Below are 24,572 nucleotides of genomic sequence, written 5' to 3'. Positions count from 1 at the left end.
ATTATGGTGGATAGTGGGGAGAAGTGGAATGTATGGTCAACATGTAAGGCACTTAGATGATAAAAATAGGATTGCACTTCCTAATGTATACAAAGCAGCATTAGGAAATACTTTTTTTATCACTAAAGGCATTGATAAAAACTATGAACTAAGAAGTGTAGAAAATTTTCAAATTTATTCCAAAAATTTACAAGAATTTTCTCAATTAAATTCTAAAGGAAGACATTTTAATAGAATTTTAATGAGCAAAGTAGTTGAAGTTAATGTTGATAAACAAGGAAGAATTTTGATTCCAAAATTTGTAATTGATGAACTTACTATCCAAAAAGAAGTTATTTTTGTTGGAACAGGTTCAATAATTGAACTCTGATCAAAAGAAGGATTTGAACAATTTGAAAATTCTTACAGTGATGAAGATTTAGCGCAACTAGCAGATTACATTTCTAAAGTGGACATCCATGAATAAACTACATTATTCAGTTTTGTTAACAGAAAGTGTAAATGCCTTAAAAATTAAAGAAAATGGTATTTATGTTGATCTAACATTAGGAATGGGTGGTCATTCTGAAGCTATTTTAAAAAATATTACAACTGGGAAATTATATTGTTTTGATAAAGATGATTTTGCACTTAAATACAGTCAAAAGCGTCTTAACTTAACTAATTCTCATTTTGAATTAATTAAAAGTGATTTCAAAAATATAAAATCAGAATTAAACAAAAGAGGAATTTTTAAAGTTGATGGTATTGTAGCTGATCTAGGAATATCTTCACCTCAAGTTGATGATAAAACAAGAGGCTTTAGTTATAATAAAGATGCTAAACTGGACATGAGAATGGACACTTCTCAATCATTAACAGCCTGAAATGTTGTTAATGAATATGATGAAAAATCAATAGCTGAAATTTTATGAAAAAATGCTGATGTAAAGCTTTCTAAAAAAGTTGCGAAAGTTATCATAGAAAATCGACCTATTGATAATACATTAAAATTAGTTGAAGTTATCAAAAAAGCATACCCTGCAAAAATTTTAAAAATTAAAAATCCTGCTAAAGCAATTTTTCAAGCCATAAGAATTGAAGTTAACGATGAATTAGAATCATTAAAAAAAATGTTAAATGATTCAACTGATCTTCTTAAAAATGGTGCTTCTCTAGCAATTATAACTTTTCACTCAATTGAAGATCGAATTGTTAAAAATCATTTTAAAAATTTAATTGATGATAAAACACCTTCAAAATTACCTATTTTTGTAGAAAAAAAATTTGTTGCCAAACAAATTAAACCAACAAAAAAAGAAATTGAAGAAAACCGACGTTCACGTAGTGCTAAATTAAGAGTATTACTAAAAAAATAAAATTAAGGAGGTATAAATGAATGAATTGTTTGCTAATTTTTATATTCAAAGAAATCAAATTATTTTTTCACCAATTGAGAAAATAAATGGCAATTATTTACTCAGTCAAAAATTAAATAAAAAAGTTATTATGCCAAATAACATTTTTGATTTTGCTGAATTTATAGAAAATACAAAAAACAATTTATCTAACCTTCATAATTTTAAAATTAATATTAATTTAATAATTGATGATTCAGAAATTGAAAATATCGCTCATAATTTAATTAAAACAACAATTTATGGAAATCAAATTGAAAATTTTAATAATTTAGAAAATGATATTGAAAAAATTGTTAGTAATAAAATTAGTAATCACTTAAAACAAAATAATGCAATTTTAGTTGGATCAAAAATCAATTATGAATATTTGTTATATAAAAATAATAGTCAAGTAAAAGTTTATAATGCTTTCCCTAAAGGGAAAAAATTTGAAAAACTTATTATCAAAACTTCATATTTTTATCAATTTGCTACTTTTAAGTACAATGACATATTATCTGTTTTTAAAGCTTTACCAAATGAAAATATTAATTGCATTTTAAAAAGTCAAATTACAGCATCTTTTTTAAAAAATCAAAATTTAGTCAATTTTGCATTTGATGTTAATAAACATTTTATTTCAATGGCACTTGTTTATAATGGTGTTATTATTAATTATCAAAAAATAATGGTGGGTACTATTAATTTGATATTTAAAATAGCTAAAACATTACAAATTAGTTTCAAAAATGCCCAAAATAAACTTAAATATGTGTTAATTAATTTTGCTGAAAATAAATTTATTGAAGATGAAAATTTAAAAAAAATATTTGAGATAGTTAATTTATTTGTTCTACAAATTCAACAACTAGCAATAAAATTAATTAATCAAAAGTTTTTACCAAAAGAAAAATTAAACATTTTATCTTTTAGTGGTGAATTAGATTGAATGAATAATTTTCTTGCTAAAAAAACTTCAATTAAGGAAAACTTAGGTTTTGCTAGTTTGGCTAATTCAAATAATTTAATACCAAAAAATTTAGATACAAATAATACAATTATAGAAGGAGCAATGGTTTTTGTAAATAAATATTTATCACAACCATCCAATCCAGTAAATACTGTTTCAAGTTATTATAACCTAAAACAAGTAAAAAAACACAAAATCTCATTTAGAGATTTATTTGCCTTTAAAAAATTTATTTAAGGAGAAAAAGTATGTTTGATGAAATTCAAGCAAGTCAAGAAAAAATTGAACAATCCAATCTTGAATCAGAAAAATTAATTGATCGTAATACTGCTGGAATTGTTCTAAAAGTTATTGGAGTGGGTGGAGCTGGAAATAACGCAATTCAAATGATGAAAAAAGATCATTTCAAAAATGTTGAATTCATAGTTGCAAACACTGATGCTCAAGCCTTAGCTTCTAACGATTGTCAAAATCAAATCCCTCTTGGAAGAGATAACCGTGGATTAGGAGCTGGTTCAGATCCTGAAGTTGGAGCAAAAGCAGCAAGAGATAGTTTAGGAGAAATTGAATCTAAACTAAAAGGTGCTGATGTTGTTATTATTGCTGCTGGTTTTGGTGGTGGAACAGGAACTGGTGCTGTTCCAATCATTGCAGAATCAGCTAAAGCTTCTGGTGCATTAACTCTTGCAATTGTTACTACGCCATTTTTATTTGAAGGTCCAAAAAGAAGAAGACATGCCAAAGAAGGAATCGCCAAACTTTCTAAACATGTAGATTCATATATTGTTCTTTCAAATGATAAGTTGGCTAAAAATTATGGTGAAATTCCAATTGAGGACACATTTGAACTTTCAAATATTTCTTTAAAAAATATAATTTTAGCCATTCATGATATTTTATATCGTATTGGAAGAATTAATATTGATTATGCTGATGTAAGAAAAATTTTAGTTGACTCAGGTATAACCATGGTTGGAATTGCCTCAGCTACAGGTAAAGATCGTGCTGAAAAAGCTGTTGAAAAAGCATTTGATCAAAATCTTTATGAAACAGTAATAACTAAAGCAAGCAAAATGCTAATTAATATTCAACATGATCGTAAAACTTCATTGAATGAAATTAATCGCGCTATCACAAGAGCTCATGAAATTTTCAAAGGTTCTTATGATGCTGATGATGAAGATTTTGAAGTAATTAGTGGATATGAGTTAGTTGATACAAAAGATAATTCAGAATTTTTTAAAGTTTCAATTATTGTAACTGGTGAAACTTCAAATGATCCAACTAATTTAAATAAATTTAATTCAATTAAACCTAAACCAACTATAACTCAAGCAGCTAATGAGTTTATATCAAAAGAAACTCCAGTAGTTGAAGTTGAAGAAATTAAATCAATAGAAAAAACTACTGAAATACCAATAATTCATTCTCAAGAAAAAATTCAAGAACACATTCATATGGTTGATTACAAACCAATTGAAGACACTTTTGAACAAGATTTTCAAACTAATGAATTTTCAAGTGAATACTTTGATGAACCAGGTGATGAAATTCCTGAATCAGTTAGAGAATATGAAAATGTCTTTGGTGAAAAAAGAATTTCTAACTTTGAAAATAATGTAAGTATTTTTACACCAAAAACAAATGATTCATTTAACAAGCAAAATTTTTTAAACAATAAAAATGACACTATGGAAGTAAATAACTATCTATCAAGGTCAGAAGAAATGAGTGAATCTGAAAAAAAGCAACATGAAGAGAATTTATTAAGAAAATCACCAAAAGATAATGATGATTGATATTAATTATAAGTTGATGTCTTAGAAAATAAGTAATTAGTATATCATTATTTTTGATGAAAAATTTATTAAATTCTCAAGCATTACTCTGTAATTGCTTAAATTAAAACATCAAGTTAATAAACTTGATGTTTTTTCTTTACTTTAAAAATTAAATTAATTTAAGTTTTAAAACAATTGGTTCAACAAAATCAATTCCTATTTTAATATTATCTCCATTTATTTCTGGTTTTTGACCTGAACTAGTTTTAATTTGTTTTTCAAAAATTTGATTGTATTGAGCATCAGTTAAAGGTACAAAAATATCAACATAAGAAAATTCATCAGTTCCATTAGTTTTTAAATTATTTTTATTAGCAATTAAATATTCTTCTTGAGAATTTAAAAAATATTTTGCATCAATTTGAGATTTTTCAAAAAAACTAATAGCTTTAAAATCATTAGTTAACTGTTGAAATTCTAAAATAACCTCTGATTTATCATTTATTTTTATATTAATGTGATAATTTAATTTTGTTAAAACCACAAAATTTTCTAATATATTTTTTATTTCATTATCTATTTTTTTTAAATTTTCAGTTGCTGAAAAATTAATTTGATATAAATTAATCCCTTTTTCTTTTAATTGAAAAAAAGGTAGGGTTAATTTTAATAAATGTTGATATTTTTTATCTTTTATTTGTGAACCTAAACTTAATTTATTTTCATGATCTAATTTTATATTTTCAAATCCTGAGGCATTTGCATTAAATATACTTGCAACTGAGTAATTATTACTATCATTTATTTTTATCTTAACTGTCTTTGCATTAATTAAATCATCAATTAAGTAATTGTCATTAATAAAAATATTATCTTTATACTTATCAATAAAATTTTGAATATCATTTTTAGCTTTAACTAATTCATCATCAGAAAATAATTCAGAAAAAATTTTAAAATTAAAAATTGAACTATAAAAATTTTGTGGTGTAAATCTAAATTTTCATAAAACAGGATCTTCTTTTTTACGACTTTTTAATAACTGTTCAACAACTAATTCACTATATTTTTTTAAAAAAATTGATATTTGTTCTTTTAATTTTTTAACTTCATTTTTTATAATATCATTTGCATGATTGTTAAATGGTCCAGTTTTTAATTTATTATCAAAAATAAAATTTTTCTCAACTAATTTATTTTTTAATTCTGAAAATTGAGAATTTACTTGCTTAAAATATTTATTAAAATCTTTAATCTTATCTTGACTTTTTAATTTTATATTGCCAAGATTGTTTAATTCATTAATGCTTTTATTAATTTCTTTTCAATAAAAATCCACTGTCATTTTTTCAACCTTTAAAATAAGCATAAAAAAATCTTTAAGAATTTTATTTGCAGTTTCTTTATTTACTTTTTTAGGCTCGTATTTTGAAATTTTACTTAAATTAGATACTTCTTCAATTACTTTGTCATAAAATGAATTTATAAATCTAGACAAATTAAAATAAAATAAATATTCCAAACTTACATTTTCATCTTTATCAAATTCAGAATATTGTTTTTCTAACAACGAAAACAAATAATTGAAAAAATTTTCAATGTTACCAATTGATTTTTCAAGTTCTTTTTTATCTTGATTGTTTATTTTACTAAAATCAAAATTATCTTTAAAATAATCTATTAAATTAGTTTGAAATTTTTTTAAATCATTATCAATAAAATTAGAAGCCGATTCAACGTCTAATTGGTCATTTTGATTTTCTTTAGCACAACTTGCTGCCACTGAAAAAAATGAAAGAGTTGCTAAAGGTGTTATTAGTTTTAAAAGTTGTTTTTTCATTTCAATACCTATCATAAAAATACTATTTTTGGAGTATAATATAAAATAATATTAAAAATTATAATTTTTTTAAAAAAATTCATTATTTTTTATCATTGGAGTTATATGGAAAAAAATTATATTCATCAAAAAGTAGAATCTGGAATTGACATAAAATGACAAAAGAAAAAATTTTTTATGCATCATGACAAAAGCAAAAAACCATTTTCTATCTTACTTCCTCCTCCAAATGTAACTGGAAAACTACATTTAGGTCATGCATTAGATTCATATATTCAAGATACAGTCATTCGATATAAAAAGCTTAAAGGCTTTGATGTTATGTGGTTGCCCGGAATGGATCATGCTGGAATTGCAACCCAAAGTAAAGTTGAAGAAGTTTTGTATCAAGAAAACAAACTTACAAAACATGATTTAGGTAGAGGTTCTTTTATTGAAAAAATTTGAGAGTGAAAAGATCAATATGCAAATATTTTTCGAAGTCAATGATCCAAAGTTGGTCTTGCTTTGGATTATTCAAAAGAAAGATTTACTTTAGATGAAAAAAATAATAAAGCTGTTAATAAGATTTTTATTGACTTGTATAAAAAAGGTCTTATTTACAGAGGTGTTAAAGCAATTAATTGAGATGTCAAAATGCAAACAGCTCTTTCAAATATTGAAATTATTTCTAAACCAGTTGAACAAAAAATGTATTACATTAAATACCCTATTGAAAACTCAAATGATTATTTAACAGTTGCAACTGTTAGAACTGAAACCTTATTAAGTGATGTTGCAATCGTAGTTAATCCTAATGATAAACGCTATTTTAAATATTTAAATAAAAATGTAATTCATCCATTAACTGGTAAAAAAATTCCAATTGTTAGTGATGAATATGTTGACATGAGTTTTGGTTCTGGAATAATGAAACTATCAGCTCATGCTGAAACTGATATTGAAATTATTCAAAAATTAAATTTAGAAATTTTTGAAACAATTGATCAAAAAGGATATATAAATTATCCAAATTCTCCTTTTGATAAACTTGAACGTTTTGAAGCTAGAGAAAAAATTGCAAATTTTTTAAAAGAAAATAACAAACTTGAAAAAATTGAAATCACTATTTCCAATGTAGGATTTAGTGAAAGATCAAAAGTTCCAACTGAAATTTTAGTTCGTTCACAATGATTTGTTAAAATGAAAGAATTAGCTCAGTTGATTTTAGATGATTTAAAAAATAAAAATTCTGTAACCTTTTTTCCAAAAAGATTTAAAGATGTATTAAAAAAATGAATGGAAAATATTCATGATTGAACTATTTCAAGACAATTATGATGAGGACATCAAATTCCAGCTTGGTATGATTTAAAAGGTAATGTTAAAGTTCAAGAAAAATCACCAGGTAAAAACTGAGTTCAGGATCCTGATGTTCTAGATACATGATTTTCTTCTGGAATTGCTCCATTTAGTTTTTTAGGTTGGCCAAATAAAACAAAAGATTTAGAGCGTTATTATCCCTTTTCTTTGCTTGTAACTGGTTATGATATTATTTTCTTTTGAGTAGCTCGAATGTACTTTTTTGGTAAACAATTTATGAAACAAAAACCATTTAAAGATGTTTTGCTTCATGGTTTAATTCGAGATCAATATGGTCGTAAAATGTCAAAATCACTTAACAATGGAATTGACCCAATGAAAGTAATTGATAAATATGGTTCAGATGCACTTAGATGATTTTTAATCACTAATACTTCTCCTGGTTTAGATATTCGTTTTTCAATTGAAAAAATTGAAAGTGCATGAAAAATTAATAATAAACTTTGAAACATAGCCTTATATATTAATTCACTGCCTGAAAATAAAATTCAAAGAAAAAATGATATTGATTGATGAATTAATAATAAATTAGCTGAATTAAATAAAGACATTAATAAAGCTATGAAAAAATATGATTTTACAATTATTGGCGCTAAAATTCAAAGTTATTTATTCAATGATTTAAGTGGTTGATACATTGAAATGATTAAAAGTAATTATTCAAAAAAAAGTGCTTTAGAAATTTTAAGAAAAACTCTAATTATTCTGCACCCATTTTTACCTTTTATTACTGATAGACTTTATTCTGAAATTTTTAAAAAAGAGCTTCTTGAACAACAAATTCCAATGATTAGAAATAACAAAAATGTCAAATATATTGATTTAATCATTAACATTGTTACTGAAATTCGTAAATATCGTGAAATTAATTTTATTTCTAAAAAAGATTTAATTTTTTATGATGTTGATTTTGAAATTGATCAAAATACTCAAAACATCATCAATTCAATGGTATTTGCTAAACGATTAAAAAATCATGATTTTTTAATCACTTTAAACAAAGGTAATTTATACATTAAAATAAGTCAAGAATTAAAAGAAAAAAATAAACAAATTTTACTTGATAAAATCAATTTTACAAAAAATGAAATCACAAGAGCTCAAAATATTTTAAGCAATTCAACTTTTTTACAAAAAGCACCTAAAAATAAAATTATAGAAGAACAAAATAAACTAACAAAATATCAAAATGATCTAGAAAAATATCAGGAGGAATTAAAATGCAAATATTAATTAGTGGTAAGGAACTTGCAAAAAAAGAATTGCAAAAATTAAAAGACAAACTAATTGAAATGAATTTGCCTCGCAAACCCAAATTAGCTATAATTCAAGTTGGTGATAATTTAGCTTCAAATAAATATGTGCAGCAAAAACTTGAAAAATGTGAATTTGTAGGTATTGAAGGTAAATTATTTAAATATCCAGAAAATATTACTCAAAATCGTTTATTACAAAAAATGGATGAAATTAATGAATGAGCTGATGGAGTTATAGTTCAATTGCCACTTCCTAAACATTTACCTTCTCAAGTTATTTTAGATGCTGTTCCTTATGATAAAGATATTGATGGTTTAACCACTAAAAATGAATTTTTTTTATACAATGAAGCTGGAAAACATTTTGTTCCTGCTACTGCAAGAGCAGTGCTTGAACTAATGGAAGAATATAAAATTGAAGTTGAAGGAAAAAAAGTATGCGTAGTTGGAAGAAGTCACTTAGTTGGTAAACCTTTAGCGCACATTATAAAACGTCGTGGTGCTAATGTGGCTACTTTTAATGAAGAAACTGGAATTCGAGGAATTGAAAGTGCTGATATTTTAATTGTTGCTATTGGTGTAGCCCGTTACATTAAGGCTGAAAATGTTAAAAAAGATGCAATTATTATAGATGTTGGAACTAACTTAGATGCTAATATTTCAGATGAAATTTATGGAGATGTTGATTTTGAATCAGTTAAAGATAAAGTTTCAGCTATCACCCCGGTTCCAGGAGGAGTTGGACCAATGACAGTTGTTTGTTTAATTAAAAATTTAATTGATACTATTTCATAAAATTTAAAGGAGACTTAATGAAAAAGATTGCTATTTTAACTTCTGGAGGAGATGCCCCTGGAATGAATACTGCTGTTGCTATGATTGCTAAAACAGCTAGAGCCAATAATTTAGAACCATATGTTGTCATTGAAGGATACAAAGGTCTTTATTACAATCAAATTGAAAAAGCTAACTTAGAACAATTAAATTTATCTGCTTCAAGAGGTGGAACTTTAATTTATTCAGCTCGTTTCCCTGAATTTAAAGACCCACAAATTCGTCAAATTGCAATTGAAAATCTTAAAAAAAGCAATATTGATTCACTTGTTGTAATTGGTGGGGATGGTAGTTACAAAGGAGCGCAACTTCTTCATGAAGCTGGTGTAAAAACAATCGCTCTTCCTGGAACTATTGACAATGATATTGCTTCATCAGATTTTACAATTGGATATGACACAGCCTTAAATACAATTGTTCGAGCAATTGATCAAATTCGTGATACTGCAATAAGTCATAAAAGAATTATGATTGTAGAAGTGATGGGAAATCTCTGTGGTGATTTGGCTTTATATTCAGGACTAGCAACTGGTGCTGAAATTATTGCAACTAGTGAATATAAAATGCCAGTTGAAGAAATTGTTGCTAAAGCTAAAGAATTAACTTTAAACAGGCGAAGAAGAAGTATAATTATTGTTGTATCTGAAAAAATTTATGATTTAAAACAACTAGAAAAAGAAATTAATCAAGCAACTGGCTGAGCAACTCGTTCAAATCCTTTAAATCATATTCAAAGAGGTGGAAATCCTTCTGGTCAAGAAAGAATTAATGCTTCATTAATGGCCATTAAAGCTGTTGAATTACTTTTAGAGCAAAAAAGTGGACTTGCTATTGGTAATATTAAAAATGACATTATTGCCATTCCAATTTTAGAAGCTTTAAATTTAGAAAATAAATCTAAAACTAAAGCAGTTGAAAAAGCCATTAAATTCAATTTGATTAATAAATTTTAAAAAGATGATAAAAAAATAGATGATGAAATTCAATCATCTATTTTTAATTTAATTTTTATTTTTATTTTTCAACTTTAAATTTATACACACTTGATTCAGCTAAAACATGTCCCCGAATTTTTGCTAAAACTTTAGTAACAGTTGCTTTTTGATTTTGAGCTGTTAAATCATTGTAAGCACTTGGTTCTAAATCAGTTGCATAAACAAAAATTGTATAAAATCCTTTATCATTATTACCTTGTTTTGGAGCAATAGCAACAAATCCATCTTTAACACTTTGTTGCATTACTCTTTCTTTTAATGCTATATGTTGAAAACTATTTTGAATTAACTTATAATCTAAGTTTAAAATTTCAGTATTTTTAAAAGGTATTTTTACAGTTACTTTTTCTTTATTTGGTTGTGCAATTCCATAAGCACCAAAGTTTACAAGCGGGCTTTTATCAGTAGGAACTTCTTGACTGTTGTTAATTAATACAACATAACTTTTTGCTTCTTTAACTTTATTAAATTCAACACTTAATTCTTTATCACTATTTGATGCAACTAAATTTTTATTTGAATCAATAGTGCTCAAAAATTCTTTAGGTAAGCGCTTTGGCCCTTTTTCATTTGATGTTATTTCAATTGCATCTGAATTTATGTTTTTAACAAGGAGTTTAACTCCTTTTACTAATTCAACTTCATCTTTATAAAATTTACCACTTAATGAAGTTACATTATTATAGTCATTTGATTGATAAGAGTTATTATTAATTTTTGGAGCAGTAGCAGTAAGACGACCAAAACCACCTTTTCCATTTGGGATTATATTTGCCCCAATTAGAGCTTCAGCATCAGCTAATGTAGGTGAAGAATTGTTAGTAAAATCATCTTGAGTGATTACTTTTTTCAAAGGAATAATTTGAAATTGATAATTGTGATCTTTATCTGGGGGTGCTGGTTTTGCATATTCTCTTTTTGAGAGGCTATTTTCAAATTGAATTAACTTATCACTATTTGGCTTTCCAGCATCAGCAGGAATTCAATTAGCATTATCTTTAGTAAAAGCAACTCAATGAATAAATGGTCTTCCTGAAGCATCATAAGCTTCAATATCAATCATAACTATTGCATATGAAGCAGCATCTTTAATTTTTTGTCACTTTAAAGCTGGGCTTTTTTCAATTTCTTGTAACTTAAAAACTTGATTTTGATCAATTGATGAACTTTCTACTTTAAAAAAAGGAAATCCTTGAACTTCTTTATCTAACTGCATTAATTTCCTAACTTCTTTTGTTTCAAAAGTTTTTACTTTTAGTGTGCTGGTAAGTGGAATTTCTAATCCCGTACGAATTCATACACTATGAATTTCATATGTTTTATTTTCTTTTAATGTATCATAAGTTGCTTCAAATTTATTAGATGTTCCAACTCTATTTAAACGAATATGTGGTTCATGATCTTTTTCTTTTGTATTAATAATTATAGTTAAATTTGAAATACTTGATTCTAATCCTTCAGCTTCAACAGAAATAGTTGCACTAGTTTTTGTAACATTGCTAAAATCAATGCTTTTTACTGATGGTTTTACTAGATTTGTTGTTTCAAGAGTTTTTGATTTTAATTCATTAGTAAGTTTAATAAATAAAGATGAATGAATTCATACACTATGAATTTCATATGTTTTGTTTTCTTTTAATGTATCATAAGTTGCTTCAAATTTATTAGATGTTCCAACTCTATTTAAACGAATATGTGGTTCATGATCTTTTTCTTTGGTTTCAAGAACTATGGTAAGCTGTGAAACAGTTGATTCTAGTCCTTCAGCTTCAACAGAAATAGTTGCACTAGTTTTTGTAACATTGCTAAAATCAATGCTTTTTACTGTTATATCTTTTGCTTGACTTACGCAAGAAGCACTAATAATTGGGACTGCAATAATTGATGAAAATCCCAATGTTAATAAATATTTCTTTTTCATAATACCCTAAATTATAAATCTTTAAAATTAAAAAAGTCATTTTTTTTAAAAAAATTCTGAAAAAATGTTGTTTTATATTTTTTAACATAGCAAAATGTAAACAATTGCACAAAATACTTTTTGTTAAAATGTATTATTTATACATTGAAATTGTTATTTAAAAGTATACGTATGTTTTTTATTATTGCATTTGCTGATCTATGAAATTTAATTCCTTTAAATAGCATAATCGGAGGAAAGAAAATAGAGATTCATAAATTATTATATGATTTTTCTGCAATTGAATATAAATGTAACAAATTTTCATACAAATTAGAATTTGATTGTGTTTTAATATTTAAAATGTTTTCTGTATTTATAATGTAAAAAATATTTTTTACTGTCTTCATTTTACTTTTACTTATAATCAAAAAAATAATTATTAAAAATTTTGGTGTAAAAACAATAGCAGGAGGATATATTTTTGAACTTGCAAAATATCCTATTGCAGTAATTGCTATATTCAATGTAATCATAACTAAAATAAAAATCTTAATTTTCTTTTTTGTTTTAACATATTTATTTAATTCGTGTTCTATTTGAAAAATAGTTTTAGTTAAATTTTCAGCTAAATGTTCTTTGTTTTGTTTTTTATTTAAATTTTTATTGATCTCCATAAAAATACCCTTCTTTATTAATTAATCAAAGCAATCAATTATCAATTAAATATAAACAACAATAATTTATTTGATTAAATATTAAAATTAACTAAATTATAAAAAAAAAAAAAAAAAGCAACTTTTTAATGCTTTTTTTTAATTAATTTAAGTATTATAAACATTTATTTTTACAAGAGATTAATATTATTCTCAAAGCAATATTTTTTAGTTTCTTCATCTCAAGTTGAAACTTGAACTTCACCAATATGTTTTTTCTCAAGTAATAGCATTGAAAGACGACTTTGTCCAATACCTCCTCCAATTGTAAAAGGTAATTCATTGTTTAAAATCATTTTATGATAACTTCCCATTTTATCATCACTAACACCTAAATATTCTTTTTGACTTGCAAGTGAATTTGCATCCACTCTAATTCCCATTGATGAAATCTCCAATGCAGCATCATTAATTTTGTCATAAAAAACTAAATCTCCATTTAAATTTCAGTCATCATAATCAAATGCTCTTTTTGAATGTTCAATATTATCAGGAAGTTTGTATCCAATTCCAATTACAAAAAATGCTTTTACTTTTTTAGCAAATTCATTTTCACGTTCTTCAGGAGAAAAATTAGGATACATTTCGTATAATTCTTTGGCAGTAATAAATGTTAATTCTTCTGGAAAATCATAAGTTAATTGTGGAAAATCTAAAATTAATTCTCTTTTAACAAATTTAATTGATTCATAAATTTTTTTAACAATTTCTTTTAAAAAATTGATATTTCTTTGAGATTTTTCAATAATAATTTCTCAATCCCATTGATCAACATAATATGAATGCTTATAATCTAAAAATTCCTCCTTGCGAATTGCATTCATATCAGCATAAATTCCTTCATTTGCACTAAATTCATATTTTTGTAGAGCCATTCTTTTTCATTTAGCAAGAGAATGAACAATTTCATGGTTTTCATTTGTATGTTTAGGTGAAAAAATAACAGGCTGTTCTCCATTTAATCCATCATTGATTTTAGTTTTACTTTTTACAAATAATGGCGCGCTTACTCTTGTTAATTTTAATCTTTTATGTAACTGTTTTGAAAAATCAAATTTCAAATCATGAATTGCAAGTTGTGTTTCTTTAATAGTTAATTTTGAGCGATACATTTTAGTCCTTTTATTTTTTAATTAACATATATAGTTGATTTTCATCAATTATTTTAATATTATTATTTTTTGCTTTTGCTAGCTTATTTCCAGCATTTTCACCAACTAATAAATAATCGGTTTGATTTGATATATTACTTAAAATTTTACCACCATTCTCAGATATTATTTTTTTAAAATAATCTCTTGATTGTGACAATGTTCCAGTGATTACAAATGATAAATTTGCCAAGCTAGTTCCTTTTTTGGTATTTTGATATTCTAAAGTATTATCTAAAAAATTTAAAAGTTCAATATTTTCTGCATTACTTAAAAAGTTTTTAATGCTTTCAACAATTGAAGTTCCGATTGTTTTAATTTCAGTTAATGAATTTAAATCAATTTTTGTTAAATCTAAAAGCCTGTCAATTCGATTGCAAATTAATTCAGAAACTTGTGCTCCAACGTTTTTTATTCCAATTGCAAACAAAGTTTTTGGCAAAGTTGTTTTTTTAGATTTTTCAATACTTGAAATAATTTTTTGAATTCTTTTTTTTGCCATATTTGGTAATTTATTTAATTCTTTTTTTCGATGTTCAAGATCATATATATCAGAAATTTTTTGAATAATTCCATTATTGTAAAACAATCTGATATTTTCTTCTCCTAAATCAATAATATTCATTCCTTCTCGAGATGCAAAATGAATTAATGAACGAATAATTTTTTCATTACAAAAATCATTCTTGCAAAATTGATCAACTAAGTTTTCTTTTTCAGAAAGCAAATAATTACATGAAGGACAAAATAGTATTTTTGTAAAAATTGATTGTGTGTGTTTTTCAACTAATTCAATTACTTTGGGAATTATTTCTCCTGATTTGATCAGCTTAACACTATCTCCAATGTTTAAATTAAGACTTTTAATAAATTCATAATTGTGCAAAGTAGCAGCTCTTACTGTAGTTTGATTGAGTTGAACTGGTTCAAGTCGAGCCAAATAAGTAATTTTCCCGGTTCTTCCAACTTCTGCTGTAATATCAATAACCTTAGTAATAGCTTCTTCTGTTTCATATTTAAAAGCAATAGCATATTTTGGAAATTTTGAAGTAAAACCTAATTGATTTCAATGCTTTATTTCATTAACTTTGATAACAAAACCATCACAATCATAAGATAAATTTTGCTTGATATTTTTAAATGAATTAATTTTATTTATTACTTGTTCAATTGTTGGTGCATTAAAAATATACTCATTAGTTTTAAAATTGAGTTTTTTTAAAAAATTTAAAACATCAATTTGAGAAAAAATATTATGCTTTTCAGGATCAACAATTTCATACACAAAATAACTTAGTTTTCTTTGTTTTACCACATTCAAATCTAATTGTCTTAAAGTTCCACTTGCAGCATTTCGAGGATTTGCAAATATTTTTGGTTTAGTTTTTATTTTTTCAGTTTTTACAAATATATTTTGCTCAATTAAAACATCAGTTTCATTAATTTGTTTTTGAAGCTCTTCAAATGACAAATTAAAATTATTTTTGTAATTTAAAATTGTATTTTTAATCTTTTTCTGATAGCTCAAAAATTTTATATCTTCATTTATATTAATTAACATATCAAGAATGTTTTTTAATGTTTTCAAATTATCATTTAATTTATTTTCAAGTTTAAGACGTTCATTTGCTAATGAATAATTTGTCTTGCTTAAATATACTTCACCACGAATTTCTAAGTCATTGTAATAATTAATTTCATAAGGTAAATTTGTAATGCATTTAATATTATTAGTAACAATTTCTCCAGTTATACCATCCCCTCTTGTAACTGCTTGGATTAATTTTCCATTTTGATAATGAAGAGAAATTGATAATCCATCAATTTTTGGTTCTAAACTATATGATATGTTCTGATTGTTTATTGTTTTAATATTATCATTATGAAACTTAATTACATCATCAATAGAATAGGCCTTATTTAAAGAAAGCATTGTTTTTGTGTGCTGGAATTTTTGAAATTTAAAAGAAGGTTTTCCTCCCACTTTATTAGTTGGAGAATTTTTTTTCTTTAGTTCTGGGTATTGTTTTTCAAGAGCTAGTAATTCTTGATAATGAATGTCGTACTCTTGGTCTGAAATTGAAGGAAAGTCTAATTCATAATATTCATAATTTCAAAAATTAATCATTGAAACAAGTTTTGCAATTCTTTTTTTTGCAATAATAATTTGATCTTTATCAGGTAAATTCATAATAATATATTATATATTTACTGAGTTAAAAAATAGTATATTTGATAAAATAAATTGCAAGAGGAAAAATGAAAGAATTATTTGAAAAAATTACCATTGATAAACAAAAATGAATACAAGCTCAAAATGAAGCTTTAAATAATCTGCAAGCACAAAGCAAAACAGACCCAAATATTAAAATCAATCAGCAAATGATTTGACAAAATGCTTCAAGAGAAATTATTAGAAATAAACATGATTCAATTTGAAAAAAATATTTAGAACAAGATGAAATTTCGGCTATTTATTTAAGACCAATCACCATAATTGATAAAATATCTTCTGAAGAACTTGATTTAAATTTTAAAATTTATTATTTTGATGAATTTGATAAATACAATTTTGACATAACTCCAAATGCTAAACTTAAGTTTCCTGAAAATCACAATCAAATGATTGATGATTTTATTAATAATTTTGTTAAAAGTTATAAATTTAGAAAAGTGTTGCCTGCTGAAATGAAAATTCAACAAGGTCATTTAGTGTATTTAAATGTTACAAATCAAAATAACCAAACTAACTCACTTGTTATAAAAATGGGAACTGACCCAAATAATCCACTTGAACAAAATTTATTAAATAAATACAATCATGATAAATTTGAAAGTGAATTTTTAAATCAAAAATGAAATTTAGAAATAACTGAAGCATTCTATTTTGAAGAAAAAGAAATAACTGATGATAATGCAAATGAAATAATGGGGAAAAATTTTAAAAACTTAAAACAAGTTAAAGATGAAATTGAATTAACAACTCGTGAACAAATTTACAGCAATGCATTATATGAATATGGAACAAATATTTTAAAACAAATAGTTGAAAAAAGTCCAAAACCAAACATTCCACAAGATTTAATTGCACATGAAATAGAAGAATATAAAAAACAATTTGGACCTAAACCTTCAAATCAAGAAATAGAAAAAAATGTAATTGGTGCAATTTTGGATTATTTTTGACAAATTTTACTTAAAAACAAATTTAAACTTAATTTTTCAGAAGATGAATTTAAAAAAGAAGTGGCCTTTGCTCAAGGTTTTTTACCTGAAGAAAGTAGACATCAAATTCAACCACAAGCTATTGCAAGATCTTTATTAATTAAAAAAATTGCCTTAACCTATTTAAAGCAATATGAGTCTGAAATTTTTGAAAAAAATAAAAAATACACTTTCATTGAAATTTAAATTAATTGAATGAAAAAATGCTATATATAGCATTTTTTATTGCGCAATAAAAGTATTTAAAATTTTTAAAAACTCTTCAGGGGATTCTTCAAAAACCATATGTCCTACATTATTTATGACCTTAATTTGTATTGTTGAATTATGTTGAGTAAAATATTTTTTAGCTGGTAATGTAGGTATAACAGTGTCAAATTCACCTAAAATTAACAATGAAGGAATTGTAATTGATTGAATTCCTGATTCAATTAAGTCAAAAAGAGGTTCTTGAGGTAGTGAATAGCCTAATTTAAGAATATATTTATTAGTAAAATTTTTTGAATTAAATGTTTCTCTATATTTTTCAAATGCTAAAGTATCAACAAACGAATTATCATAATAAAGTGATTTTATAAAAATTTTATATTCTTCAAAATTAGTTGGAAAATATGTTTTTAAGAAAAAATCTTTTTTTATTCTAGCTGAACGATTCATAGGACTAATAAAAACAATTTTTGAAATTAATTTTGAAGCTAATTTATACACCAATGAAATAATTCCACCACCCATTGAATGACCAATTAAAATAACATTTTTTAAATTATGAAAATTGATAAATTCAACAACTAATTGTGCATAATATTCAACACTCATTTGTTCAAGTGTTGCAGGAGTACTTGAACATCCAGGCAAAGTAAAACAGTAATAATTTGCATTAGGAATTTTTTCAAGTATTGATAAAAACCCATTGCATGAACCATTAAAACCATGTACCATAACAATTGTTTTTTTATTATTTTCATCAAAGTATGAAATTGAAGGATATTTTCATTTTTTTAAATTTGATTGCATATTATTTCCTTGTTTAATATTGACTAAATAAATTATAATACTTAAAAAATTAATTAATAAATTATTGTTTTAATTTTATTTTCCTTTAATTATGTTATAATATTTTAGCAATTGGAACAGTACTCAAGAGGCTGAAGAGGCGGTCCTGCTAAGACTGTAGGGGAGGCAACTCCCGCGGAGGTTCAAATCCTCTCTGTTCCGCCATTTTTTTATTCTCTTTTTTAAGTTAAAATCTCACACTGAAAACCACAAATAACTGGAACAGTACTCAAGAGGCTGAAGAGGCAGTCCTGGAAAGACTGTAGGGGAGGCAACTCCCGCGGAGGTTCAAATCCTCTCTGTTCCGCCATTTTTCATTAAATTATAAAACAACATAATAAAAACTCGGAACTAGCCGAGCTTTTTTTGTATTTAATTTGTATATTTTTCAGGATGTTTTAGTTTCATTAATTTAATAAATTCTTGTTTATCCATTGATCCATATTTATCCATCAATAATACACACTCTTTGTATTCTTCTAGAGCTCAATTAACATCTTCAAAACCATCCACACTAGTAATTCCTGGTTTTTTTCAATTTTTATATGTGCTAAAAAATGTTTTTACAGTATCTAAAAATGGAAGCGGTAAATCATTTAATTTTTTAATATTTTCAAGGCGATAATCATCAGCATGCACAGCAATTAATTTAGTATCAGTTTCTCCATCATCAACCATTTTCATGGCACCAATAATGCGTGCTTGTAATGAAGTTCCAACTGCAAAAGTTTCTTCAGAATAAACAAGAACATCAAGTTCATCACCATCTCAATCAAGTGCATTTGGAATAAATCCATAATTAGCAGGGTATTTAAAATCTTCTCTTAAAATGCGATCAACTTCAATTTCTTTTGTTTTACGATTATATTCATATTTAATTCTTGAATCTTTTTGAATTTCAATTTTAACATTTATTATATTTTTCATATACAAATAATACATTAATTTTTTCAATTTTTATTTCAAAATGTAAAAGAAAAGTTATCTAATCATAGATAACTTTTTTAGTTATTTTCTTTGGATGATTTCAATTCCTGGTAGTTTAATTCCTTGAAGCATTTCAAGACAAGCACCTCCACCAGTTGACACATGTGAAAATTTATTTTCCATACCTAATTTTTCAACAGCTGCAACAGAATCTCCACCACCAACAACTGAATAAACACCATCAAGTGATGCTATCATTCTAGAAATGGCTAGAGTTCCTTCTTGGAAATTTTCAAATTCAGTAACTCCAACAGGCCCATTTCAAACAACTGTTTTTGCACCTTGTAAATTTTCTTTAAAAAGTTTAATTGTGTTTGGTCCAATGTCAAGTCCCATTAAATCATCTGCAATACCATTTTCCTGAATAATTGGGGTTGTATTTTTGAATTCATGAACTACTTTATGATCAAATGGGAGTACAATTTTATCTGAGTATTTTTCAAGAAAACTTTTTGCCAATGGGACAAAATCTTCTTCTACAAGCGATGTTCCAATAGGATAATTTTTAGATTTTAAAAAGGTAAATGCCATTCCACCACCAATTATCATTTTATCTGCAATTTTTATCAAATTTTCTATTACCTGAATTTTATCAGAAACTTTTGCTCCTCCTATAATTGCTACATAAGGACGCTCAGGCATATTAATTACTTTCGAAAGAGCTTCTTGTTCTTTTTGTACTAAAAATCCAATAGCTGATTCTCTAATTCGAGATGCAATTCCTACATTTGATGCATGTGAGCGATGTGAAGTTGCAAAAGCATCATTAACAAACACATCAGCTAAACTTGCTCAATAAGCTCCCAATTCAGGTGAATTTTTACTTTCAGCTTTATCATTTAAATCTTCAAAACGAGTATTTTCAAGTAAAATAATATCTCCTGGTTTCATTTGAGCAATAGTTTCTTCAACTAGTTCCCCTCGAGTTTGATTAACAAATTTAACCGGTTTTTGTAATTGTCTTGAAAGCTCAATAGCAACTGGTGCTAAAGTTTTTGTTGTTAAATCTTCTGCAGTTTTAACTCTTCCCAAATGTGATAATAAAATTACTTTAGCTCCATTTGAAATTAAATGTTCAATTGTTGGGATAACTGCTTTAATACGTTTTGTTGATGTAATAGCATGATTTTTTAAAGGAACATTTAAATCCACTCTTACAATTACTTTTTTTTCAAAAACAGAAATATCATTTAAAGTTTTAAACATAATTTATTTCTCCATTATAAATAATTTAGAATATTTAAAATAAATTTTACATTAAAACATTCAAAATTATTAAAGATTTTTGACTTTAAAGATTTTATTTTTCTAATAAAATTTATATTTAGTAAAAGCCTTTTTTAAAACATATAGAAATTTTAGGGAAACTTATGGATAACAAAGAACAATACATTGCAAGTTACTTTCATAAAACTAAGGAAATTTTAAAAAAATTTAAACCAAATAATGTTATTACTATGCAATTTTTTCAACGCAAAGATAATGCAATTTTAGCTGGAATGAAAGAAGTGCTAAAACTTCTTGAAAAAGAAACCAACACAAGTAAATATGAAATTAAATATCTTCCTGATGGTTCAAAAATAAATAATTTAGATGTGGTCCTTCAATTAACTGGTTCATATCATCATTTTGGAATCTGAGAAGGATTAATTGATGGAATTTTAGCTCGTAACACTTCAATTGCAACTAATATCTATAATTGCAAAAAAGCAGCTAAAAACAAAGAAATTATTTTTATGGGTGATCGAGCTGATCATTATTTAGTTCAACATGTTGATGGAGCTGCAGTAGCAATTGCTGGAATAAAATTAGTATCAACAGCAGCCCAAAAGCAAGAACAAATTAACAGAGATGATGAACAAGTTTTTGGATCAATGCCACATATTTTAATTCAAGGATTTAATGGTGATGTTGTAGCAGCAACTAAAGCATATCATGAATTGTTTCCAAAATCAAAATTAATTTCACTAGTTGATTATAATAACAATGTCATTGATGACTCACTCAAAGTGTGGCATGCACTTGGAAATAAAGTATGAGGAGTGCGAGTTGATACATCTAAAAATATGGTTGATCATATGTTTGATGGTGAAAAACCACAGTATGGAGTTAATCCTGAACAAATATTTCGCTTACGTAAAGCCTTAGATCAAGTAGGGGCAAATAATTATAAGATTGTTGTTTCAAGTGGTTTTGATGCAGCTAAAATTAAACTTTTTGAAGATTTAAACACTCCGGTAGATTATTATGGGGTTGGTCAAAGTATTTTTAAATTAAATAATTCTTTTTCAGCTGATGCGGTCTTATTAAATGGTAAAAATCAAGCCAAAGAAGGTCGTGGATTTAGAGAAAATGTCAAATTAATTAAATACAATTAAAAAATAAATAATGAAAAAAGCACTATAATAGTGCTTTTAATTTAACAAAAATTATCTAACTTCAATAATGTCAATTGACTTATCAGTGATATTTTTTGCTTCAGTTTTAAAAGTAATATTCTTGTGCTTACTTTCATTTAGTACTACAACAATTGGGAAGGTTTTAAGTTTTTTATCTTTAAGAAGTTTTAAATTAACTTCAGCTAATAAGTCACCACGTTTTACTTGATCACCTACCTTTACAAATGATTTAAATCCTTCTCCTTTTAAATTAACTGTATCAATTCCAATGTGAATTAAAATTTCAACACCTTCTTTTGTTGTAATTCCATAAGCATGTTTAGTTTCAAAAACAACACTCATATATCCATCAACAGGAGCATATACTTTTCCAGTTTCTTGAGCGTTAAACTTCATTGCAAATCCATCACCCATTAGTTTTTCTGAAAATACTCCATCATTAACATCTTTAAGTGCAATTAATTCTCCATAAACAACAGGACCTACTTTTAAAGGATTAATGAGTAAATTTTCTTTATTTAATTTTTTTTTATCCATATCTATCATTGTTGAATTATTTTCTATTGCAAGTGAATTTGCATCTATTTTCATTTCATGTTCAACAATGGTAGCTCTTGAACTTTTAATTTTAGCATTAAGTTGTTCAGCTACTGCTCCATAGATAGCTTGCACATGGTGTGCACCTTCTTTTTTGATTGCAACAGCACCAGTAGCTTTTAATCTATCTTCATCAACAAGTGACATATCTTTAACATCGTATCTTAAACGTGATGCACAATTATTGTAAGCAGTAATATTTTGAGTTCCCCCAAATCCTTGTACAATTTCATATGCGCGCATATCAAGTGATGAATTTAAAGATTTATCATCTTTTGATTGTAAATAATCTTTTTTGGTGAATAATTTAACAGTTTCACCTCTTCCTGGAGTTTTAAGATCTCTGAATTTAATTCAGAAATAAAATCCAAAGAAGTAAATTGGAACATATGCTAATCCAACTAATAATGTTCATCAGAAATTTGTTCCTTTAGCAACAGGAACAACTCCATAGATAATTAAGTCAAGTAATCCACCTGAAAAAATTTGAGGAATATGCACACTAAATAAATTAGCTAACATAAATGAAATAGCACAGAAGAATGCATGGAATCCTCAGAATAATAAAGGTGATAAGAACAAGAAAGTAAACTCAATAGGTTCAGTAACACCGGTTAAAATAGTGGTTATAGCACTAGGAACTACAGCACTAATTGCAACTTTTCTATTTTCTTTTGGTGCTGCAAAAATCATTGCTGCGGCTGCTGCTGGAAGTCCAAAAATCATAAATGAAAACTTACCATCAGCAAAACGACCAATTTTAATACCTAGTTGTTGTTCAACAAATTTAAATAGTGGTAATTCCTTGTTTGAAACTGATTGTACTACTTCACCAGATTTTATAACATGAGGATAAACAACACTATCAAAATCAAATTTCAATAAAGCAGTAGCTCCAGATGAATCCCCTTGGAATTTTGAAGGTTCTTTAGCAACTGTAACAATTAATTTTGCTAAATTTGCATATTCATTGTTTGCAAGAGCTGCATCTCCTGATTTTGCAAGAGAGATTGCTTCTTTTAATTTAGCTGCTTGTTCAGGAGCATCCGAAGAAAGAAATTTTTGTCATTCTTCTAAACTAAAATTAATATCTCCTCCTGCTGGTGAATATCAAAGTGGTGCATAGAAAGCATGATGTAATCCAAATGGAACAAGTGATCTTTCGACAAACCCAAAAATAAGAGATTCAAAACCATATGGAACTTTACCTAAAGCATTACCAAATCCACTAAGTGCAACTCCAATTCATGGTCACAAAATCAAGAACACAATAGCCAAAGCAGCTGCTGCAGGAACTGTTACAATTGAAACAAATCTTTTTCCTCCAAAAAATGAAAAAACTCCTGGAAGTTGAATTGTATGAAATTTATTATATATATATTGAACAACAAGTCCAACTGCTAGACCACCAAAAACAGATGTTTGAAGAGATCTAATTCCAAGAGTGGTTCCAACAACTCTATCTAAAGCTTCAGGATTACGTCCTGCTCCAGTGAAAAGAACTTTATATCCAACATGAACTATTTTTTTAATCTCTATTGGTTTATTAGTTGCTGAATTTATGATTTCTTCTTTTCCATCAGAAGTAAGTAATTTTTCAAAAACTTCTTTTGTAGTTTCTGTTATAAATACCGATTGAATTGCAGCAAAAACAGCATAACCAATAATAGCTGCAAAAACTCCAACTCCAGCTTCATCTGTAAAAGCAATAACAAAGGCCGCAGCAAATAATAATGGTAATGAACCAAAAACTGGATCACCAAGTTGTTGAATAAAATTACCAAAAGTTAAAAGTCCAGTGTTTTGACCACTGTTAGCAGCAATAGCAGCCCCAATTCCAAGCCAAAGACCTGATATAGCCATAATAGAAATTGGAAGCATAAAAGCACCTGAAATTTTTCCAAGTGTTTTTCTTATTTTAGTATTTTTACTATTATCCAATTTTCTATCTTTTTTCCCAGAAAACATTCCAGAAAATTTATCTAAAATCTTAGTCATTTTCTCCTTTCTTTTATTATTTTAAGTATTTTTTGTTACTTTAATTTTAAAGATTGAAGTAACTCTTTAATTATATTAAAAAATTAATTATTTATTAATAGCCAATGGTATAAAAAAAAAAAAAAAAAA

Annotated in this window: 18 protein-coding genes and 2 tRNA genes; 11 read left to right on the top strand and 9 right to left on the bottom strand. The window is 25.9% G+C overall.

The features are described from left to right. Positions 1 to 13: 13 nt before the first annotated feature. Genes U744_RS0102405 through ftsZ form a run of 4 tightly spaced genes read left to right on the top strand, consistent with a single transcriptional unit; the run spans position 14 to position 4,154 of the window. Positions 14 to 466, top strand: coding sequence for a division/cell wall cluster transcriptional repressor MraZ (locus U744_RS0102405; RefSeq protein ID WP_156921627.1), 453 nt, complete (start codon positions 14 to 16; stop codon positions 464 to 466). Continuing rightward, positions 459 to 1,358 carry a 16S rRNA (cytosine(1402)-N(4))-methyltransferase RsmH gene (rsmH, locus tag U744_RS0102400; RefSeq protein ID WP_025755497.1) on the top strand — a complete coding sequence of 300 codons (900 nt, stop codon included), beginning with the start codon at positions 459 to 461 and terminating at the stop codon, positions 1,356 to 1,358. Before U744_RS0102405 ends, rsmH begins: the two co-directional genes overlap by 8 nt. Before the next feature lie 16 nt (positions 1,359 to 1,374). Further along, positions 1,375 to 2,586, top strand: a complete 1,212-nt coding sequence (locus tag U744_RS0102395) for an MAG3720 family protein (RefSeq protein ID WP_025755496.1) — start codon at positions 1,375 to 1,377, stop codon at positions 2,584 to 2,586. An 11-nt stretch (positions 2,587 to 2,597) separates the two neighbouring features. Continuing rightward, the gene (gene ftsZ / locus U744_RS04515; protein WP_025755495.1) at positions 2,598 to 4,154 is read left to right on the top strand and encodes a cell division protein FtsZ; all 1,557 of its coding nucleotides are present in this window, start codon (positions 2,598 to 2,600) and stop codon (positions 4,152 to 4,154) included. 145 nt (positions 4,155 to 4,299) lie between these two features. Here ftsZ and U744_RS0102385 read toward each other — a convergent pair whose 3' ends face one another. After that, positions 4,300 to 5,970, bottom strand: coding sequence for a hypothetical protein (locus U744_RS0102385; RefSeq protein WP_156921625.1), 1,671 nt, complete (start codon positions 5,968 to 5,970; stop codon positions 4,300 to 4,302). Positions 5,971 to 6,075: 105 nt separating this feature from the next. On the opposite strand from U744_RS0102385, the gene U744_RS0102380 reads away from it, so the two are divergent. The 3 genes from U744_RS0102380 to pfkA are packed head-to-tail and all read left to right on the top strand — an operon-like array spanning position 6,076 to position 10,375. After that, positions 6,076 to 8,565, top strand: a complete 2,490-nt coding sequence (locus U744_RS0102380; RefSeq protein ID WP_025755493.1) for a valine--tRNA ligase — start codon at positions 6,076 to 6,078, stop codon at positions 8,563 to 8,565. Further along, positions 8,553 to 9,383: a bifunctional 5,10-methylenetetrahydrofolate dehydrogenase/5,10-methenyltetrahydrofolate cyclohydrolase gene (locus U744_RS0102375; protein ID WP_025755492.1), complete on the top strand. Its 831-nt coding sequence runs from the start codon at positions 8,553 to 8,555 to the stop codon at positions 9,381 to 9,383. The genes U744_RS0102380 and U744_RS0102375 overlap by 13 nt, the downstream gene beginning before the upstream one ends. 17 nt (positions 9,384 to 9,400) lie before the next feature. Beyond that, entirely contained in the window at positions 9,401 to 10,375 is a 975-nt protein-coding gene (gene pfkA, locus U744_RS0102370; protein WP_025755491.1) for a 6-phosphofructokinase, read from the top strand. Between the two features lie 61 nt (positions 10,376 to 10,436). Here the strand turns inward: pfkA and U744_RS0102365 are convergent, their stop codons facing one another. The 4 genes from U744_RS0102365 to ligA all read right to left on the bottom strand — a co-directional run bounded on the left by U744_RS0102365 (position 10,437) and on the right by ligA (position 16,375). Beyond that, on the bottom strand, positions 10,437 to 12,338 hold the full coding sequence (locus U744_RS0102365) for a YbhB/YbcL family Raf kinase inhibitor-like protein (protein WP_025755490.1): 1,902 nt from the start codon (positions 12,336 to 12,338) through the stop codon (positions 10,437 to 10,439). A 137-nt stretch (positions 12,339 to 12,475) separates the two neighbouring features. Further along, positions 12,476 to 12,994, bottom strand: coding sequence for a hypothetical protein (locus U744_RS0102360; protein WP_025755489.1), 519 nt, complete (start codon positions 12,992 to 12,994; stop codon positions 12,476 to 12,478). Positions 12,995 to 13,164: 170 nt separating this feature from the next. After that, the gene (locus U744_RS0102355; protein WP_025755488.1) at positions 13,165 to 14,145 is read right to left on the bottom strand and encodes an aspartate--ammonia ligase; all 981 of its coding nucleotides are present in this window, start codon (positions 14,143 to 14,145) and stop codon (positions 13,165 to 13,167) included. 10 nt (positions 14,146 to 14,155) lie between these two features. Beyond that, entirely contained in the window at positions 14,156 to 16,375 is a 2,220-nt protein-coding gene (gene ligA, locus U744_RS0102350; RefSeq protein WP_036431849.1) for an NAD-dependent DNA ligase LigA, read from the bottom strand. 68 nt (positions 16,376 to 16,443) lie between these two features. Here ligA and U744_RS0102345 point away from each other — a divergent pair, with 68 nt between their 5' ends. Continuing rightward, positions 16,444 to 17,595 carry a trigger factor-related chaperone gene (locus U744_RS0102345; RefSeq protein ID WP_025755486.1) on the top strand — a complete coding sequence of 384 codons (1,152 nt, stop codon included), beginning with the start codon at positions 16,444 to 16,446 and terminating at the stop codon, positions 17,593 to 17,595. Between the two features lie 36 nt (positions 17,596 to 17,631). Here U744_RS0102345 and U744_RS0102340 read toward each other — a convergent pair whose 3' ends face one another. Beyond that, positions 17,632 to 18,423, bottom strand: a complete 792-nt coding sequence (locus U744_RS0102340; RefSeq protein WP_051449498.1) for an alpha/beta fold hydrolase — start codon at positions 18,421 to 18,423, stop codon at positions 17,632 to 17,634. Positions 18,424 to 18,536: 113 nt separating this feature from the next. Here U744_RS0102340 and U744_RS0102335 point away from each other — a divergent pair. Together U744_RS0102335 and U744_RS0102330 are read left to right on the top strand one after the other, a co-directional pair. Beyond that, positions 18,537 to 18,627: transfer RNA gene (locus U744_RS0102335), tRNA-Ser, on the top strand. Between the two features lie 54 nt (positions 18,628 to 18,681). Next, positions 18,682 to 18,772: transfer RNA gene (locus tag U744_RS0102330), tRNA-Ser, on the top strand. Positions 18,773 to 18,834: 62 nt separating this feature from the next. Here the strand turns inward: U744_RS0102330 and U744_RS0102325 are convergent. Both U744_RS0102325 and U744_RS0102320 read right to left on the bottom strand, forming a co-directional pair. Continuing rightward, entirely contained in the window at positions 18,835 to 19,389 is a 555-nt protein-coding gene (locus U744_RS0102325; RefSeq protein ID WP_025755484.1) for an inorganic diphosphatase, read from the bottom strand. Between the two features lie 81 nt (positions 19,390 to 19,470). After that, complete coding sequence (locus U744_RS0102320) at positions 19,471 to 20,655, bottom strand: phosphoglycerate kinase (RefSeq protein WP_025755483.1); 1,185 nt, start codon at positions 20,653 to 20,655, stop codon at positions 19,471 to 19,473. Between the two features lie 164 nt (positions 20,656 to 20,819). Between U744_RS0102320 and U744_RS0102315 the strand changes: the two genes are divergently transcribed. Beyond that, the gene (locus tag U744_RS0102315; protein WP_025755482.1) at positions 20,820 to 21,827 is read left to right on the top strand and encodes a nicotinate phosphoribosyltransferase; all 1,008 of its coding nucleotides are present in this window, start codon (positions 20,820 to 20,822) and stop codon (positions 21,825 to 21,827) included. 51 nt (positions 21,828 to 21,878) lie between these two features. Here the strand turns inward: U744_RS0102315 and U744_RS0102310 are convergent, their stop codons facing one another. After that, a complete protein-coding gene (locus U744_RS0102310) occupies positions 21,879 to 24,443 on the bottom strand; it encodes a PTS transporter subunit IIABC (protein ID WP_025755481.1) in 2,565 nt (854 codons plus the stop codon). Positions 24,444 to 24,572 lie beyond the last annotated feature (129 nt).

The organism is Mycoplasmopsis cricetuli ATCC 35279, assembly GCF_000526955.1.
GTDB lineage: Bacteria > Bacillota_I > Bacilli_A > Mycoplasmatales > Metamycoplasmataceae > Mycoplasmopsis > Mycoplasmopsis cricetuli.
This window is presented reverse-complemented; position numbering and strand designations above follow the sequence as displayed.